Origin of the sequence: Bacillus sp. B1(2022), assembly GCF_040259625.1 — a bacterium.
Taxonomy (GTDB): Bacteria; Bacillota; Bacilli; order Bacillales; family Bacillaceae; genus Bacillus; species Bacillus velezensis.
Genome location: NZ_JANIFO010000020.1, coordinates 1 through 16,648, shown reverse-complemented (window position 1 = coordinate 16,648; position 16,648 = coordinate 1). Strand labels below are relative to the sequence as shown.

At 45.2% G+C, this 16,648-nt stretch carries 17 protein-coding genes, 1 tRNA gene, 1 other RNA gene and 1 other annotated feature; of the genes, 13 read left to right on the top strand and 6 right to left on the bottom strand.

Features of this window, described 5'->3' with window-relative positions:
• Nucleotides 1-44: 44 nt before the first annotated feature.
• A complete protein-coding gene (locus NQS30_RS21195) occupies nucleotides 45-995 on the bottom strand; it encodes a YaaC family protein (RefSeq protein ID WP_022552463.1) in 951 nt (316 codons plus the stop codon).
• Between the two features lie 120 nt (nucleotides 996-1,115).
• Between NQS30_RS21195 and guaB the strand changes: the two genes are divergently transcribed.
• From guaB to serS, 5 genes are all read left to right on the top strand, one after another.
• On the top strand, nucleotides 1,116-2,582 hold the full coding sequence (guaB, locus tag NQS30_RS21190; RefSeq protein WP_007408741.1) for an IMP dehydrogenase: 1,467 nt from the start codon (nucleotides 1,116-1,118) through the stop codon (nucleotides 2,580-2,582).
• 152 nt (nucleotides 2,583-2,734) lie between these two features.
• Nucleotides 2,735-4,066: a D-alanyl-D-alanine carboxypeptidase gene (dacA, locus tag NQS30_RS21185; RefSeq protein WP_011996156.1), complete on the top strand. Its 1,332-nt coding sequence runs from the start codon at nucleotides 2,735-2,737 to the stop codon at nucleotides 4,064-4,066.
• Nucleotides 4,067-4,263: 197 nt separating this feature from the next.
• A complete protein-coding gene (pdxS, locus tag NQS30_RS21180) occupies nucleotides 4,264-5,148 on the top strand; it encodes a pyridoxal 5'-phosphate synthase lyase subunit PdxS (RefSeq protein ID WP_003150714.1) in 885 nt (294 codons plus the stop codon).
• A gap of 21 nt (nucleotides 5,149-5,169) precedes the next feature.
• The gene (pdxT, locus tag NQS30_RS21175; RefSeq protein WP_011996157.1) at nucleotides 5,170-5,760 is read left to right on the top strand and encodes a pyridoxal 5'-phosphate synthase glutaminase subunit PdxT; all 591 of its coding nucleotides are present in this window, start codon (nucleotides 5,170-5,172) and stop codon (nucleotides 5,758-5,760) included.
• A 52-nt stretch (nucleotides 5,761-5,812) separates the two neighbouring features.
• Nucleotides 5,813-6,025 (top strand) — a binding site (T-box leader).
• Nucleotides 6,026-6,079: 54 nt separating this feature from the next.
• Nucleotides 6,080-7,357 carry a serine--tRNA ligase gene (gene serS / locus NQS30_RS21170; protein ID WP_007408744.1) on the top strand — a complete coding sequence of 426 codons (1,278 nt, stop codon included), beginning with the start codon at nucleotides 6,080-6,082 and terminating at the stop codon, nucleotides 7,355-7,357.
• 11 nt (nucleotides 7,358-7,368) lie between these two features.
• Here the strand turns inward: serS and NQS30_RS21165 are convergent, their stop codons facing one another.
• Entirely contained in the window at nucleotides 7,369-8,514 is a 1,146-nt protein-coding gene (locus tag NQS30_RS21165) for a glycerate kinase (RefSeq protein ID WP_218791440.1), read from the bottom strand.
• Nucleotides 8,515-8,731: 217 nt separating this feature from the next.
• Here NQS30_RS21165 and NQS30_RS21160 point away from each other — a divergent pair.
• A tRNA-Ser gene (locus NQS30_RS21160) sits at nucleotides 8,732-8,824 on the top strand.
• A 130-nt stretch (nucleotides 8,825-8,954) separates the two neighbouring features.
• Here NQS30_RS21160 and dck read toward each other — a convergent pair.
• The 4 genes from dck to NQS30_RS21140 form a co-directional block, all read right to left on the bottom strand.
• On the bottom strand, nucleotides 8,955-9,608 hold the full coding sequence (gene dck / locus NQS30_RS21155) for a deoxyadenosine/deoxycytidine kinase (RefSeq protein WP_007408746.1): 654 nt from the start codon (nucleotides 9,606-9,608) through the stop codon (nucleotides 8,955-8,957).
• Nucleotides 9,605-10,228 carry a deoxynucleoside kinase gene (locus NQS30_RS21150; protein WP_059366904.1) on the bottom strand — a complete coding sequence of 208 codons (624 nt, stop codon included), beginning with the start codon at nucleotides 10,226-10,228 and terminating at the stop codon, nucleotides 9,605-9,607. Before NQS30_RS21150 ends, dck begins: the two co-directional genes overlap by 4 nt.
• 95 nt (nucleotides 10,229-10,323) lie before the next feature.
• Nucleotides 10,324-11,607 carry a glycoside hydrolase family 18 protein gene (locus tag NQS30_RS21145; protein ID WP_124692621.1) on the bottom strand — a complete coding sequence of 428 codons (1,284 nt, stop codon included), beginning with the start codon at nucleotides 11,605-11,607 and terminating at the stop codon, nucleotides 10,324-10,326.
• A gap of 71 nt (nucleotides 11,608-11,678) precedes the next feature.
• Nucleotides 11,679-12,230, bottom strand: coding sequence for a cysteine hydrolase family protein (locus tag NQS30_RS21140; protein WP_076982851.1), 552 nt, complete (start codon nucleotides 12,228-12,230; stop codon nucleotides 11,679-11,681).
• Between the two features lie 82 nt (nucleotides 12,231-12,312).
• Between NQS30_RS21140 and tadA the strand changes: the two genes are divergently transcribed.
• The 7 genes from tadA (at nucleotide 12,313) to NQS30_RS21105 (ending at nucleotide 16,495) form a co-directional block, all read left to right on the top strand.
• Nucleotides 12,313-12,795: a tRNA adenosine(34) deaminase TadA gene (gene tadA, locus NQS30_RS21135; RefSeq protein WP_007615141.1), complete on the top strand. Its 483-nt coding sequence runs from the start codon at nucleotides 12,313-12,315 to the stop codon at nucleotides 12,793-12,795.
• 84 nt (nucleotides 12,796-12,879) lie between these two features.
• Nucleotides 12,880-13,144, top strand: an RNA gene (gene ffs, locus NQS30_RS21130) — signal recognition particle sRNA large type.
• 133 nt (nucleotides 13,145-13,277) lie between these two features.
• Entirely contained in the window at nucleotides 13,278-14,969 is a 1,692-nt protein-coding gene (gene dnaX, locus NQS30_RS21125; RefSeq protein WP_011996162.1) for a DNA polymerase III subunit gamma/tau, read from the top strand.
• A 24-nt stretch (nucleotides 14,970-14,993) separates the two neighbouring features.
• A complete protein-coding gene (locus NQS30_RS21120; protein WP_007408754.1) occupies nucleotides 14,994-15,317 on the top strand; it encodes a YbaB/EbfC family nucleoid-associated protein in 324 nt (107 codons plus the stop codon).
• A 14-nt stretch (nucleotides 15,318-15,331) separates the two neighbouring features.
• Nucleotides 15,332-15,928 (top strand): recombination protein RecR, encoded by a 597-nt coding sequence (recR, locus tag NQS30_RS21115; RefSeq protein ID WP_003150697.1) that lies wholly within the window; start codon nucleotides 15,332-15,334, stop codon nucleotides 15,926-15,928.
• Between the two features lie 18 nt (nucleotides 15,929-15,946).
• A complete protein-coding gene (locus NQS30_RS21110) occupies nucleotides 15,947-16,171 on the top strand; it encodes a YaaL family protein (RefSeq protein ID WP_007408755.1) in 225 nt (74 codons plus the stop codon).
• Between the two features lie 60 nt (nucleotides 16,172-16,231).
• Complete coding sequence (locus NQS30_RS21105; RefSeq protein ID WP_015239014.1) at nucleotides 16,232-16,495, top strand: pro-sigmaK processing inhibitor BofA family protein; 264 nt, start codon at nucleotides 16,232-16,234, stop codon at nucleotides 16,493-16,495.
• Nucleotides 16,496-16,648: the final 153 nt, after the last annotated feature.

The window sequence follows — 16,648 nt, the reverse complement described above, 5'->3', positions numbered from 1 at the left end:
TATCATTACGGTAAAGGCAGCTCATCATGAGCTGCCTTTTTTGTTTATAAGTATTGCTTCAGGAAATTAGAAACGTAATACGGAAATTTTCGTTCCGTGACCTCTAAGAACCGGCGGATCATCACATAATCATCACTGACATGCTGTGTCAGCAGTTCATACCACCACTCCGTTTCATATCTCGCAATCATCCCGATATTGTAGAGGACCAAATAATGAATAATCATTTCCGGAAGATGGAGGAAGTGATCACGCTGAGAGGGAATATAATATTGATTTTTCTCCAAGTGAAACAATAAATTTGGCGAAGACCAAGGTTCTCTGTCTATCGGGTCAGCCTCAAAAACCAAGTGGTTATGGTCTTTCCTCAGAAAAGACCACTTCAAATGATGGCTGATATATTCAGCAAAGCGGGAATCAGACATATTGTAATGAATTACCGCATGCTCAGGCACTGAAATAAGGTCATCTTTGAGCTCTACTCGGGTCAGCCAATTCTTTTTCTCTTGGAAGTAAAAGACAGTATGCAATTCAGGTATGGCTGTCAGCAATTTCTTCATTGTGTACCGTTCTTCCTCAAGACCAGCTATCCCGAATAAGTGCTTCATTACATGAATACATAAGCCATTGCGCTGCACCTTCACTTCATCATCCCTAAAGGAGTAATTTTGCTTTTTGCGTTTCCGGGCAGTCACGCCATGCGCGAGTACTGAGGCATGGCTTGGATAGCTTGGATCTGTGGTCAGAAGGCAGGCTTTCAGCAATTGTGACATCCCGTAAAACAACAGAATAGGCTTAATTTCTAAAGGGGAAAGAGATGCCTGCTTATAAAAGGACTCGGCGTGTTTGATAAAGAATATGAAGCGCTCACTGTTCTTAAACGCATATCTTTTTGGTTCTTCCATACCGCTTTCTGTATAGACTTTGTTTAGAAATTTCTGGGAAGATTCTACGGAATAAAATAATGATAACTCTTTCCACTCATGATCTCTCATATGTATTTTTAAACCCTTTCCTTTATCTAAATATTTCAACTCTTTTTCGCTTCCTTGACATGCTGTTTTCTAGTTGATAATCTACATATAATATTTTGCCGAAAAGAGGGGGATTTACTAATGTGGGAAAGTAAATTTTCAAAAGAAGGCCTAACGTTCGATGATGTACTGCTCGTACCGGCTCAATCAGACGTACTTCCGCGTGATGTGGATTTATCTGTTGAACTGACAAAGACGTTAAAGCTTAACATTCCTGTCATCAGTGCGGGAATGGATACAGTAACAGAATCAGCTATGGCGATTGCGATGGCCAGACAGGGCGGCTTGGGCATTATCCATAAAAACATGTCCATCGAACAGCAGGCTGAACATGTTGACAAAGTCAAACGTTCTGAACGGGGCGTTATTACAAATCCCTTCTTTTTAACACCTGATCATCAAGTATTCGATGCGGAGCATTTGATGGGGAAATACAGAATTTCCGGTGTTCCGATCGTAGATAATAAAGACGATCAAAAGCTTGTCGGTATCATTACAAACCGTGATCTTCGCTTTATCTCTGATTATTCAATGAAAATCAGTGATGTCATGACAAAAGAAGAGCTGGTTACGGCTTCTGTGGGAACCACATTAGACGAAGCAGAAAAAATCTTACAGAAACATAAAATTGAAAAACTTCCGTTAGTGGATGACCAAAACAAATTAAAAGGTCTTATCACGATCAAAGATATTGAAAAGGTTATCGAATTTCCGAATTCATCTAAAGATGAACACGGACGCCTTATTGTCGGCGCTGCGGTAGGCGTGACAGGCGATACAATGACACGCGTCAGCAAGCTTGTTGAAGCGAATGTCGACGTTATCGTGGTTGATACGGCTCACGGACATTCCAGAGGCGTACTGAACACAGTTGCGAAAATCCGTGAAACATATCCTGAACTGAACATTATCGCAGGAAATGTTGCAACGGCTGAAGCGACAAAAGCTCTGATTGAAGCCGGAGCAAATATTGTCAAAGTGGGAATCGGACCTGGTTCTATCTGTACGACACGCGTCGTTGCAGGTGTAGGCGTACCGCAGATCACTGCCATTTATGATTGTGCCACTGAAGCGAGAAAACACGGTGCGACAATTATCGCAGACGGCGGTATTAAATTCTCCGGAGATATTACGAAAGCGTTGGCTTCAGGCGGACATGCCGTAATGCTCGGAAGCCTGCTTGCCGGTACTTCAGAAAGCCCGGGAGAGACTGAAATCTATCAAGGCAGAAGATTTAAAGTGTATCGGGGTATGGGTTCTGTCGCTGCCATGGAAAAAGGCAGTAAAGACCGATATTTCCAAGAAGAAAATAAGAAATTCGTCCCTGAAGGTATCGAAGGACGGACTCCGTACAAAGGTCCTGTAGAAGAAACAGTGTATCAGCTTGTCGGCGGTCTTCGTTCAGGTATGGGATATTGCGGTTCAAAAGACTTGCGCGCTTTAAGAGAAGAGGCTCAATTCATCCGCATGACAGGTGCCGGACTTCGCGAAAGTCATCCGCATGATGTCCAAATTACGAAAGAATCACCAAACTACACAATCTCATAATTGTTACAAATAAAAAACATTTGACAGGGTCGCTGACTCTGTCTATTTTTTTTATATCGAGTGTGATAAAATTTATACTGTTGTGTTTTGAATTTGAATATGTCCTTAACGGCTTAATTATAGATTTAAAATGAATGACGGAGGTCGTAAGATTGAACATCACGAAATGGAAACAGCTGTTGGTGTCATTAGTGGTACTGGCACTGGCCGCAACTTGCTTTGTTCCAATGTCTAAAGCGGAGGCAGCCGGCAATGACCCGATTGATGTCAACGCATCAGCTGCGATAATGATTGAGGCTTCATCGGGAAAAATTTTATACAGTAAAAATGCAGACAAAAGACTGCCGATTGCCAGCATGACAAAAATGATGACTGAATATCTGCTTCTGGAAGCCATTAAAGAAGGAAAAGTGAAATGGGATCAAACGTATACTCCTGATGATTATGTCTATGAAATTTCTCAAGACAACAGTTTATCAAACGTCCCCCTTCGAAAAGACGGCAAATACACGGTTAAAGAACTGTATCAGGCCATGGCGATTTACTCTGCCAACGGAGCCGCGATTGCAGTTGCCGAAATTCTTGCCGGAACTGAAACGAAATTTGTCGCTGAAATGAATGCGAAAGCTAAAGAATTAGGCATGACAAACTATGATTTTAAAAATGCCACAGGGCTTGTGAATGAAGACCTTCACGGCAAGCAGCCGCAAGGAGAAGGCGTTAAAGAAGAAAGTGAAGTTTCTGCTAAAGACATGGCGCTTCTTGCAGACCGCCTGATCACTGATTATCCGGAAGTTCTCAAAACAACAAGCATCGCTAAGACGAAATTCAGAGCCGGCACTGATGATGAAATGGACATGCCGAACTGGAACTTCATGTTAAAAGGTCTTGTTTCTGAATACCCTGGCGTTGACGGCTTAAAAACGGGTTCTACTGATTCTGCGGGATCTTGTTTTACAAGCACAGCACAGCGGAACGGAATGCGGGTCATCACCGTTGTATTAAACGCAAAAGGCAACCTGCATACCGGACGTTTTGATGAAACGAAAAAAATGCTCGATTACGCATTTAACAGCAATTTCTCAATGAAAGATCTTTACCCTGAAGGCTCTCAAGTAAAAGGGCACAAAACGATTGACGTTGAAAAAGGGAAAGACAAGCAAGTCGATATTGTTACTGACAAGGCGCTTTCTATTCCTGTGAAAAGCGGGGATGAAAAGAACTATAAAGCCGAAGTGACTTTAGATAAAAAAGAAATCACGGCTCCTGTGAAAAAGGGAACGAAAGTCGGAACGCTGACAGTTACATACAAAGGCAGTGACAAAGACTATGGCTTCCTCAAATCCAAAGAGTTCAGCGTGAATCTTGTAACGAAAAATGATGTAGATAAAGCAAACTGGTTTGTTCAGATGATGCGCGGCATCGGCGGATTCTTCTCCGGTATCTGGAACAGCGCCGTTGACACGGTAACAGGCTGGTTTTAAGAAATAAGAAAGAGCTCTGATGAAAGTTAGGGCTCTTTTGCTTAATATACTGAAAAAACCAAATTATTAGTAAAAAAATGATATCTATCTTATTCATCTCGCTGTAAAATAAGAATACCCATATGAAATATTGTATTTCTGGGATACAATAAGAGATAGAAATTATCTAACTATACATTGACTAGGGGGACCAAATAATGGCTCAAACAGGTACTGATCGTGTAAAACGCGGCATGGCGGAAATGCAAAAAGGCGGCGTCATCATGGACGTTGTAAATGCTGAACAAGCGAAGATTGCGGAAGAGGCGGGAGCTGTTGCCGTAATGGCGTTAGAACGCGTTCCGGCTGATATTCGCGCTGCCGGCGGTGTTGCCCGCATGGCTGATCCGACAATCGTTGAAGAAGTAATGAATGCTGTATCCATTCCCGTAATGGCAAAAGCGCGTATCGGACATATCGTTGAAGCGCGTGTCCTTGAAGCAATGGGAGTAGATTACATCGATGAAAGTGAAGTTCTGACTCCGGCTGACGAAGAATTTCATTTAAATAAAAACGAATATACAGTCCCGTTCGTATGCGGCTGCCGTGATCTCGGCGAAGCAACGCGCCGTATCGCCGAAGGAGCTTCCATGCTTCGTACAAAAGGCGAACCGGGAACAGGAAACATTGTGGAAGCTGTCCGCCATATGAGAAAAGTAAACGCGCAAGTGCGCAAAGTTGTTGCGATGAGCGATGATGAGCTGATGACTGAAGCTAAAAACCTCGGCGCTCCTTATGAACTGCTTCTTCAAATCAAGCGTGACGGCAAACTGCCTGTAGTGAACTTTGCTGCCGGCGGAGTAGCGACGCCTGCTGACGCGGCATTGATGATGCAGCTTGGCGCTGACGGCGTATTTGTCGGTTCAGGTATTTTCAAATCAGACAACCCTGCTAAATTCGCCAAAGCAATTGTTGAAGCAACGACTCATTACACAGACTACAAACTGATCGCTGAGCTTTCTAAAGAATTAGGCACAGCAATGAAAGGAATCGAAATCTCAAATCTATTGCCGGAACAGCGTATGCAAGAACGCGGCTGGTAAAACCATAGGAGAGCTGGAAGCATGTTAACAATTGGTGTACTTGGACTTCAAGGAGCAGTAAGAGAACATATTCGTTCAATTGAAGCATGTGGTTCAAAAGGTGTCGTCATTAAGCGTCCTGAACAGCTGGATGACATCGACGGCTTAATCCTGCCGGGCGGGGAAAGCACGACGATGCGGCGTTTAATGGATACGTATCATTTTATGGAGCCGCTTCGCGAGTTTGCCGCCCAAGGCAAGCCGATGTTCGGCACATGCGCCGGTCTGATTATTTTAGCCAAAGAGATAGCGGGAACGGATAACGCTCATTTAGGGCTGTTGAACGTTGTCGTCGAGCGTAATTCCTTTGGACGTCAGGTCGACAGCTTTGAAGCTGATCTGACGATTAAAGGCCTTGATGAGCCGTTTACGGGTGTATTTATCCGCGCGCCGCATATTTTAGAAGCCGGAGAAGATGTTGAAGTGCTTTGTGAGCATAACGGACGCATCGTGGCTGCAAAGCAGGGGAATTTCCTCGGCTGCTCGTTCCATCCTGAACTGACGGATGATCACCGGGTGACAGAGCTGTTTGTGAAGATGGCGGAAAAGCATAAGCAGGAAACAGCTGTATAAAACAGTTGAAAACCGCTGATACTTATAGTACATTATAAACACAAATAAAGATCGAAAAGCGTTGACAGGAAGCAGTAGGAAGCCTCTCTTTCAAAGAGAGCCGATGGGTGGTGCGAATCGGTGAAAGATGCTGTCCGAATCCGTCCTTGAGCGAAATGCTGAAAACAAGTAGGCATTTACGGGAAAACCGTTATGTGTTAAAGCGGGAAGCAAGTGTGAGCTTGTTTTCAATCAGGGTGGCAACGCGAGAGCTCTCGTCCCTTTTAGGGGATGAGGGCTCTTTTTTATTTTCGATAAAAACAGATAGGAGTTGTTAGGCATGATTGATACGAAGGTGCTGAGAGCCAATTTTCAAGAGGTGAAAGCGAAGCTCATTCCAAAAGGCGAAGACTTATCTGACTTTGACAAGTTTGAAGAGCTGGACGAAAAGAGAAGAGAGCTTATCGGTAAAGTAGAAGAACTGAAGGGAAAACGCAATGAAGTATCTCAGCAGGTCGCCGTTTTGAAACGGGAGAAAAAAGACGCTGATCATATTATTAAAGAGATGCGCGAAGTGGGCGAAGAAATTAAGAAGCTTGATGAAGAGCTTCGTACTGTCGAAACGACGCTCGAAACCATCCTTCTGTCTATTCCGAACATCCCGCACGATTCAGTGCCCGTCGGGGAAACGGAAGATGATAACATTGAAATCCGCAAGTGGGGAGAGGCGCCGGCATTTTCATATGAGCCGAAACCGCATTGGGATATCGCAGACCATTTAAACATTCTTGATTTCGAACGCGCTTCAAAAGTAACAGGCAGCCGGTTTGTGTTTTATAAAGGATTAGGCGCCCGCCTCGAACGCGCGCTCTACAACTTTATGCTGGATCTTCACGTTGATGAATATGATTACACGGAAGTCATTCCTCCTTATATGGTAAACCGTACGAGCATGACAGGTACGGGACAGCTTCCTAAATTTGAAGAGGATGCTTTTAAAATCAGAGAAGAGGATTATTTCTTAATTCCGACGGCGGAAGTGCCGATTACAAATATGCACCGCGATGAAATCTTATCCGGTGAGAACCTGCCGATCAATTATGCCGCATTCAGCGCCTGCTTCCGTTCAGAAGCGGGATCTGCCGGCCGTGATACACGCGGTTTGATCCGCCAGCATCAGTTCAACAAGGTTGAGCTTGTGAAATTCGTGAAGCCGGAAGATTCTTATGAGGAGCTTGAAAAACTGACGAATCAAGCTGAGCGGGTGCTTCAGCTGCTTGAACTGCCGTATCGTGTCATGAGCATGTGTACCGGTGATCTCGGCTTTACAGCCGCGAAAAAGTACGATATTGAGGTATGGATTCCAAGCCAAGACACATACCGTGAAATTTCTTCTTGCAGTAACTTTGAGGCCTTCCAGGCGAGACGCGCAAACATTCGATTCAGACGCGAAGCGAAAGGCAAGCCGGAGCATGTGCATACATTAAACGGTTCAGGTCTTGCAGTCGGCAGAACAGTAGCTGCCATCTTAGAAAACTACCAGCAGGAAGACGGAAGTGTCATCATTCCGAAAGTGCTTCGTCCTTATATGGGAAATAAAGAAGTCATCAAACCATAAAAAGGTGCGCCCTAGAGGCGCGCCTTTTTTGCTGCCCGGTATAGAGCGGCGGCATTCCGGGCTGTGCTTTCAAGGTTAAAACGGCCGGATGCTAAGGCGTCTTCAAGACTTACAGCGCCGGGCACGATAGAAAATACAGCCGTTATTCCTGCGCTGTAAACATGCTCGAAATTTTTGCCTAAGGAACCCGCCAATGCGATAACGGGAATTTCTTGAGCAGATGCGCGTGCGGCGATCCCGGCGGGGGTTTTGCCGAATATCGTTTGTCCGTCAATCTGCCCCTCTCCGGTAATGACAAGGTCAGTGCCTCTTATCTGATCTGAGAAGGACAGTGTATCTAATACAACATCAATCCCGCTTTGAAGTTCTGCCTGTAAGAAAGCGATCAGTCCGGCGCCCAGTCCCCCTGCGGCGCCCGCGCCTTTTACGGTATCCGCTTCGATATCGTGCTGACGTCTCAATACGTCAGCGAAATGGCGTAAGTTGCGATCCAATACAACTTTAGTCTTCTCGGATGCCCCTTTTTGCGGGCCGAAGACATATGAAGCGCCGTTTTCACCGGTCAGGGGATTTTCGACATCACATGCGGCACGGATACGGATATGTTTCAGATCAGGAGAGAGACCGCTTATATCAATAGAAGCTAGGGTGTGCAAAGCGCCTCCGCCGTCAGGTATCTCCTGACCTTCCTCATTTAAGAAACGCACACCGAGGGCGCTCGCCATTCCTGTTCCGCCGTCATTGGTTGCGCTCCCGCCAAGCCCGATGATGATCTCACCCGCCCCGCGGGAAGCTGCATCTGCTATCAGTTCACCCGTTCCTCTTGTCGTTGTGTTCAACGGATCTCTGAGATGGCGGGGAACGAGATGAAGTCCCGATGCTTCCGCCATTTCAATGACTGCTGTGCGTCCGTCTCCCAGAAATCCATATGCGGCGTTTACCGGCATTCCCAGCGGACCGGTCACAGTTTTTTTGATGATGCTTCCGCCAGTGGCATCCGTCAAAGCCTGAACGGTTCCTTCTCCGCCGTCGGCCGCGGGTATCTTGATATATTCCGCGTCAGAGAAGACCGCTTTGAATCCTTTTTCTATGCTGTCAGCGGCTTCTTTTGATGTCATGCTTTCTTTGAAAGAATCCGGTGCAATAATGATTTTCATTATGTTCTCCACCTTTATGAGCAGGTTATCTGTTTGAATCTATTCTTGATTTTTACTGTGTTTTCCTGCCCGTATGGCATACTGAGGTTGAATTGGACGCAAGACTTTTGTATGATAGTAAAGCTGACGGACAAGCCGTTTAAGAAATGAAATAAAAAATATGAAAAAGCGCTTGACTGAAATTTAGGTCATGTGTTATATTATTAAATGTCGATACGGAGGAATACCCAAGTCTGGCTGAAGGGATCGGTCTTGAAAACCGACAGGGGTGTCAAAGCCCGCGGGGGTTCGAATCCCTCTTCCTCCGCCATATTGATTTTAAACCTAATGAAACTCGAGCATATATTGGAGATTGTTTTGTCCGCTGCATGTGATGCAGCGGATTTTTTATATGCAAAAAAAGCGATTTTCTCTGTCCGGGGAAAATCGCTTTGCTGTTTTTATTTATTTCTGTTTTCGTTGATCACGCGGCTGATTTTTTCGATCAAAGGTTCCAGTGACTGTTCATCAGCTTCAAGGTCATAATCTTCAATGCGTACTTTCAGCACAGGGCAGGCGTTAAAACCGCTGATCCAGTCTTCGTACCGTGTATACATCTCTTCCCAATAGGAGCGGTTTGTCTGCAGCTCCATCTCGCGGCCCCGCTTTTCAATCCGGTTTATAATGTTTTCAAGGTCGCCTTCTAAATAGATCAAAACATCAGGATGGGGGAAGTACGGCGTCATGACCATCGCCTCAAATAGACTTGTGTATGTTGTGTAATCTGTCAGCGACATGGTTCCTTTATCGGCATGCATTTTTGCGAATATGCCTGTATCTTCATAAATCGAACGGTCCTGCACGAATCCGCCGCCTGATTCAAACATATTTTTCTGCTCTTTGAACCGCTCAGCCAGAAAATAAATTTGTAAATGGAAGCTCCAGCGTTCAAAATCGTGATAAAACTTCTCTAAATAAGGGTTTTCATCCACTTCCTCAAGTGAGGTATGAAACCCGAGCCGTTTTGCTAAAGCTTTGGTCAAAGTCGATTTTCCGACTCCTACCGTTCCTGCTACTGTGATAATGGCGTTGTTTGGAATATGAATGTCTTTCATTTAATAAGCTCCTTTACCTGACGGGCAATTCTTTCATAGTCTGTCTTATTCAAAACAAAGTCTTCAGTATCACCGTCAATGGTCAGTACAGATATATCCGGGTCTTCTTCCTGAAGCTGTCTGATGGCTGTGTCGTAATCTGTAATGAGACGTTCCAGATATTGATGTTCGATATTTTTCTCAAACGGGCGCCCGCGTTTTTCAATGCGTTGAAGCAATGTCGGCAGGCTTGCCTTTATGTATACAATAACATTCGGTTTCGGCAGGTCGTGAGTGAGCAGATGATAAATCTGCTTATATTTCTCAAGCTTTTGGCCGTGCAATGTACGCTCTGCGAAAATAACATTTTTATAAATATGATAATCGGACAAAACGGGCTGTCCTTGTTTTAAATAATCTCGGTCGGTGTCTTCAAGCTGTTTATACCTGTGACAAAGAAAAAACATTTCAAGCTGGAAACTCCACTCCTCGATATTGTCATAAAACTTATCGAGATAAGGGTTGTCTTCCACAATCTCATTAATCATAGGAAAACCGAGCTCTTCAGAAAGCATCGTAGAGAGTGTCGTTTTTCCTGCCCCGATAGGACCTTCTACCGCGATAAAAGGGGCTCTGTTCATTGAAAATCCTCCTTAATTCTGCAAACATCCGTCAGCTGCCGGCCTTTATATTGTATCACACTCTCAGAAAAGCCCATGAAAAAAGACGCTTCCAATTAACGAAACGTCTCTTTCACAATATGAAATTGATCACCGAGCAAAAGCCAGTTTTGCGGGAAGGAGAGGCCGAGTTTCCAATAGCTGATTCCTCTTAAATGAAGTTCTTTAATTAAATTGAATTTCGCTTGAATGGATCGTGCGTCTTCAAACCATACTTCATGCCGTCTCTGATTTTCATCCGTGTAACGAAAGAATGGAGCCTGGTCGGTTTCGTCATATTGAATGTCGACTTTATGGCGTGCTGCCAGAGCGATTGCCTGCTGAGGACTGACGGCTTTGGCTGTCGTTCCCTGTTTAAAAGGCAGTGTCCAATCGTAGCCGTACATGTTCTGGCCCATGACGATTTTTGAAGAAGGCATTTCCGTCAGCGCGTACTCAATGACATTTCTTACAGGGCCGATAGGTGATACGGCCTGAGCCGGGCCTCCGCTGTACCCCCACTCATATGTCATGATTACGACAAAATCGACGATTTCTCCATGTGCCCTATAGTCATGTGCTTCGTACCATTTGCCGGCCTGAGTCGCGCTCGTTTTCGGAGCAAGCGCCGTTGAAATCTTCCAGCCTTCCCGATGAAAAATCGTTCTCGCTTCACGTAAAAAACGATTGTAGGCTTCTCTGTCCTGTGGACGTAAATATTCGAAATCAAAGTGAATATCGCGAAAGCCGTGCTTTTTAGCCGTGGCGACGATTTCCTGAAAGAGTTTTGTTTTCACTGTATTGTCATTCAAGATGAGCCGCCCGAGTTCATCGCTGAATGCGTCATTTTCAAGGTTGGTGATGATCATCATCAGTGTGGTGTTGTGCCTGTCACTGATGCTTTTTAAATTGGTCAGAGGCGGTTCCTTTAAAGTCCCATTCCGCTGCACTTGAAAACTGAATGCGCCGAGGTATGTTAAATAAGGAGAGGCCTCCCTTGCCGCCTGCTGCAGATTAGCGCTTACGCTCGTTCCCCGCGGTTCTATATATGCATTTGATTCGATATCGGGCTTATTCGCCTGTTGCGGAATGTAAAGGCGGGTTCCGGCTCTCAATGTGGTGCCGGGCTGAATTCCGTTCACCCTCGCAAGCTCCGCGGCCGATATATGAAAACGGCCGGCGATTGCCGCGAGAGTATCACCTTGTTTCACTTCGTAATATTGACCCTCAATCGGGATGACAAGGGTTTGTCCGACAACCAATGTATTTGGATTAGGCAGTTTATTTGCTTCCGCAATGACATTTGCGGCAGTCCGGTAGCGCGCCGCAATAGCGGAAAGCGTGTCGCCCCGTTTCACTATATAGATCTGAATGAAAAACGCCTCCTTTCATATCCGCTATCAAATATATGAAAAAAGGAGGCTGATCATGTTTATTTTTCGGCGGTAATTTGTTTTTCCGTGGTTATTTCTGCGAAGAGAACATTCTCCATCATGGTCAAAGCGAAATCATTGTCTTCGTCGTTATTGGAAGCGGTGCAGTCTTTCGGAATGGCAATGCTGTATTCTCTCATATAGGCGTCGTTGGCCGTGAACAGCACACAAATGTTCCCGGCAATCCCCGTGATGACTAATCGGTTCACTTGTAATTCGGTCAGAAGGGTGTGAAGCGCCGTTTCGTAAAAAGCGGAATGCTTCGGTTTAATGAGAAAATAATCATCCGGCTGAGGCGAAATATCTTTTATAATGGGGGCGCTTCTGTCGTTGCTGCATTCCTCCCTGATGGCATCAATATCAGCCTTCCAGAGCCCGTAATGATCATTAATATAAATAATCGGCCAGTTGCTTTGTTTTGCATGCTTCTTTAATGATAAAATACGGGGGACAATTTGTTTGGTTTTTTCAGCAAGACGTTCGCCCATATCAAATTGAAAATTGTTAATCATATCGACAATCAGAAGGGCTGTGTTGTTAGGTTCAGACAATACCGGCAACTCCTTTCTGCTGGGGTATTCCTATTTTAACCTTTATGAGACATGAAAAAACTTAAGAAGAGAGCTCGAACCTATGAATGATGAATATTATATGAGAGAAGCCATAAAAGAAGCGAAGAAAGCCGAAGCGAAAGGTGAAGTGCCGATCGGAGCAGTTCTTGTTCTGCACGATGAGATCGTGGCGCGGGCGCATAATCTGCGGGAGACTGAACAGAGGTCGCTTGCCCACGCCGAAATGCTGGCGATAGACGAAGCGTGCCGTAAGCTGGGGACATGGAGACTTGAGGATGCCGTTCTTTATGTCACTTTGGAGCCGTGTCCGATGTGTGCGGGAGCCGTCGTGCTTTCGAGAGTCGATAAGGTCGTATTCGGCGCATTTGATCCCAAGGGGGGCTGTACAGGAACGCTGATGAACCTCTTGCAGGAAGAGCGGTTCAACCACCAAGCGGAAGTGGTGAGCGGCGTGCTCGGAGAAGAGTGCGGAGAAATGCTCAGCGCTTTTTTCAGAAAGCTGCGCCGGCAAAAGAAAGACATGAGGAAAAAGTTGTCTGAGTAGTACGGTTGCATTTTCTGCCTGAAGCAGATATACTTATGTGTGCATCATGAATGGTGCGCATATAAAAATTTGATATTTATTTTGCCGTGCTAAGCGGGGAGGTAGCGGTGCCCTGTACCCGCAATCCGCTCTAGCGGGGCCGAATCCCTTCTCGAGGTTCGTTTACTGTAAGGTCTGCCTTAAGTAAGTGGCGTTGACGTCTGGGTCCTGCGCAATGGGAATTCATGAACCATGTCAGGTCCGGAAGGAAGCAGCATTAAGTGAAACCTCTCATGTGCCGCAGGGTTGCCTGGGCTGAGCTAACTGCTTAAGTAACGCTTAGGGTAGCGAATCGACAGAAGGTGCACGGTAAATCAATCATCAAATTTCAGACTCACCTGTTTATGGCAGGTGAGTTTTTTCGTATATGAAAAACGGGTTTTGGCGTTAAAAGCACGTTCATGTATAATAAACATGATGAATAACAGAGGAGGGCGCATCCTGTGGGTTACCAAGCTTTATATCGAGTATTTAGGCCTCAGCAGTTTGAAGATGTGGTCGGACAGGAACACATTACGAAAACGCTGCAAAATGCCCTTTTGCAAAAGAAATTTTCTCATGCATATCTGTTTTCTGGACCGCGGGGAACGGGAAAAACCAGTGCAGCTAAAATATTTGCGAAAGCAGTCAACTGTGAGCACGCCCCCGTAGAAGAACCGTGCAATGAATGTGCGGCGTGCAAGGGGATCACAAACGGCTCTATATCAGATGTGATTGAAATAGATGCGGCGTCGAATAACGGCGTAGACGAAATCCGCGACATCCGTGACAAAGTAAAATTCGCCCCGTCGGCCGTCACCTACAAAGTATATATTATAGATGAGGTGCATATGCTCTCTATCGGCGCATTCAATGCGCTTCTGAAAACGCTGGAAGAACCGCCGGCACATTGCATTTTCATATTAGCTACGACTGAGCCTCATAAGATTCCTTTAACCATTATCTCCAGATGTCAGCGTTTTGACTTCAAACGGATTACATCCAAAGCAATTGTCGGACGAATGAAGACAATCGTCGATGCAGAGCAGCTGAAGGTGGAAGAAGGAGCCCTTGATATCATAGCGAGTGCTGCGGACGGAGGAATGAGGGACGCGCTGAGCCTGCTCGATCAAGCCGTATCATTCAGCGGCGAGGAGCTGTCGGTGGATGACGCATTGCTCATTACCGGAGCCGTTTCTCAGCACTATATTGGGAAACTGGCATCTGCTCTTCACCGCAAACAGGTTTCCGAGGCATTGGAGACACTGAATGAATTGCTCCAGCAAGGGAAAGATGCGGCCAAACTGATTGAAGATATGATTTTCTATTTTAGGGATATGCTCTTGTACCAGGCCGCTCCCGGTTTAGAAGGAGTCCTGGAGAAGGTGAAGGTCGATGAAACGTTTCGGAATCTGAGCGGTGACATACCGGCCCCCGCTTTATATGAGATGATTGATATCCTGAATAAAAGCCATCAGGAAATGAAGTGGACGAACCACCCAAGAATCTTTTTTGAAGTGGCTGTCGTGAAAATATGCCAGACGGCACAGCAATCCGCCGGAGACATCCCTGAGGTCGGCATGCTGATGAATAAGATTCAGCAGCTTGAGCAGGAAGTAGAAAGGCTGAAAACCTCCGGTGTGAAGGTTCAGATGGAAAGCGCTCCGAAAGAAGCTCCGCGTCCTCAAAAAGGCGGAAAAAGCCATTACAAAGCTCCGGTCGGAAGAATTCATGAGATATTGAAGGAAGCCACCAGACCTGAACTTGAACAGCTTAAAAGCAGCTGGGGCAAGCTGCTGGCACACCTGAAACAGCAGAATAAGGTGTCTCATGCGGCTCTGTTGAATGACAGTGAACCGGTGGCTGCTGCTCAAAAGGCATTTGTGCTTAAATTTAAATACGAAATCCATTGTAAAATGGTTGCAGAAGACAATAACGGAGTCCGTACGAATCTTGAACAGATTCTCGAATCAATGCTCGGGAAAAGAATGGATTTGATTGGCGTTCCGGAAGCACAATGGGGTAAAATAAGAGAAGAATTTTTAAATGATCACCAGCAGGAAAGTGAAGGATCAAACGAACCGGCTGAAGAAGATCCGCTGATTGCAGAGGCGAAAAAACTTGTCGGAGCGGATTTAATCGAAATAAAAGACTAATAAGATGAAAGAGAGTGATTGAATATGCGTGGCGGAATGGGAAACATGCAAAAAATGATGAAACAAATGCAAAAAATGCAAAAGGATATGGCGAAGGCTCAGGAGGAGCTTGCTGAAAAAGTACTTGAAGGCACAGCAGGCGGCGGTATGGTGACTGTAAAAGTCAACGGCCAAAAAGAAGTTGTAGACATTGCCATTAAAGAAGAAGTCGTTGATCCGGAAGATATCGAAATGCTTCAGGACCTGGTTCTTGCTGCGACAAACGACGCCCTCAAAAAAGTGGATGACATGACGAATGAGACAATGGGACAATTTACAAAAGGAATGAACATACCGGGTTTATTCTAGGGGGATAAATAAACATGCAGTATCCTGAACCAATATCAAAGCTGATTGACAGCTTTATGAAATTGCCAGGGATCGGACCGAAAACAGCGGTTCGTCTGGCTTTTTTTGTTCTAGGTATGAAAGAAGACACAGTATTGGATTTTGCTAAGGCGCTTGTCAATGCGAAGCGGAATCTGACATATTGCTCGATTTGCGGACATATAACAGATCAGGACCCTTGTTATATATGTGAGGACACAAGAAGGGATAAGTCTGTTATTTGTGTCGTGCAGGACCCTAAGGATGTGATCGCAATGGAGAAAATGAAGGAATATAACGGCCAGTATCATGTTCTTCACGGCGCGATTTCACCAATGGACGGCATCGGCCCGGAGGATATTAAGATTCCGGAGCTGCTGAAACGTCTTCAGGATGATCAAGTGACAGAAGTTATTCTCGCAACCAACCCTAATATTGAAGGGGAAGCAACAGCGATGTATATATCAAGGCTGTTAAAGCCCTCAGGCATCAAGCTCTCCCGTATTGCCCACGGTCTGCCCGTCGGCGGTGATTTGGAATATGCTGATGAGGTCACTCTTTCAAAAGCTCTTGAAGGAAGACGTGAATTGTAAGGGAGGAAAAGGCAAGGCATGGGTTTTCTTCGCAGAAATACATTAAGAAAAGAGTTTGATGAGAAGCTGATAGAACAGCTCTTTAAACAAAAAGAAGAATGGAACAGACAGAAGAGTCTGGTCGAGAAAAGTCTCGAGCCCTCCGCTGAGGTGTTGTTTGAGCTGAAAGTCGCTGAATCTAAGTACTTTTTTTATTTGAAAGAAGCGAAGCAGCGGAATTTGAAAATGAGCAGATGGAAGTAAGAGGTCTATTCTCCGGGATCTTCTCATAAGCTTGTACTAAACAAGCGAGGGGGAAGATTCATGGAGCCTTTTTTCATTATCGGTTTGATTGTCGGTCTGGTTGCTTTGCTTTTTTTATGGGGAGTATCTTCAAAACCGCTAAGATGGATTGGTGTGACCGCCATTAAATTTATTGCCGGCGCGATTCTGCTGGTGGGTGTGAACTTGTTCGGGAGCAGTCTCGGTATTCATATCCCTGTTAACCTGATTACAACGGGCATCAGCGGGATTCTGGGGATTCCCGGCATCGCGGCTTTGATAGTCATTAAACGCTTCATCATTTAATTTATCGATTATTGTTGACATGTTGGATCAAGGGTGGTATTCTAATATACGTCGCTGATGACGAAACGAATTCTTAAAAAAGAAATTTTAAAAAGTTATTGACGACATTGAAGTTGATATGTTATAATAATTAAGTCGCTTCAAGAGCGATGG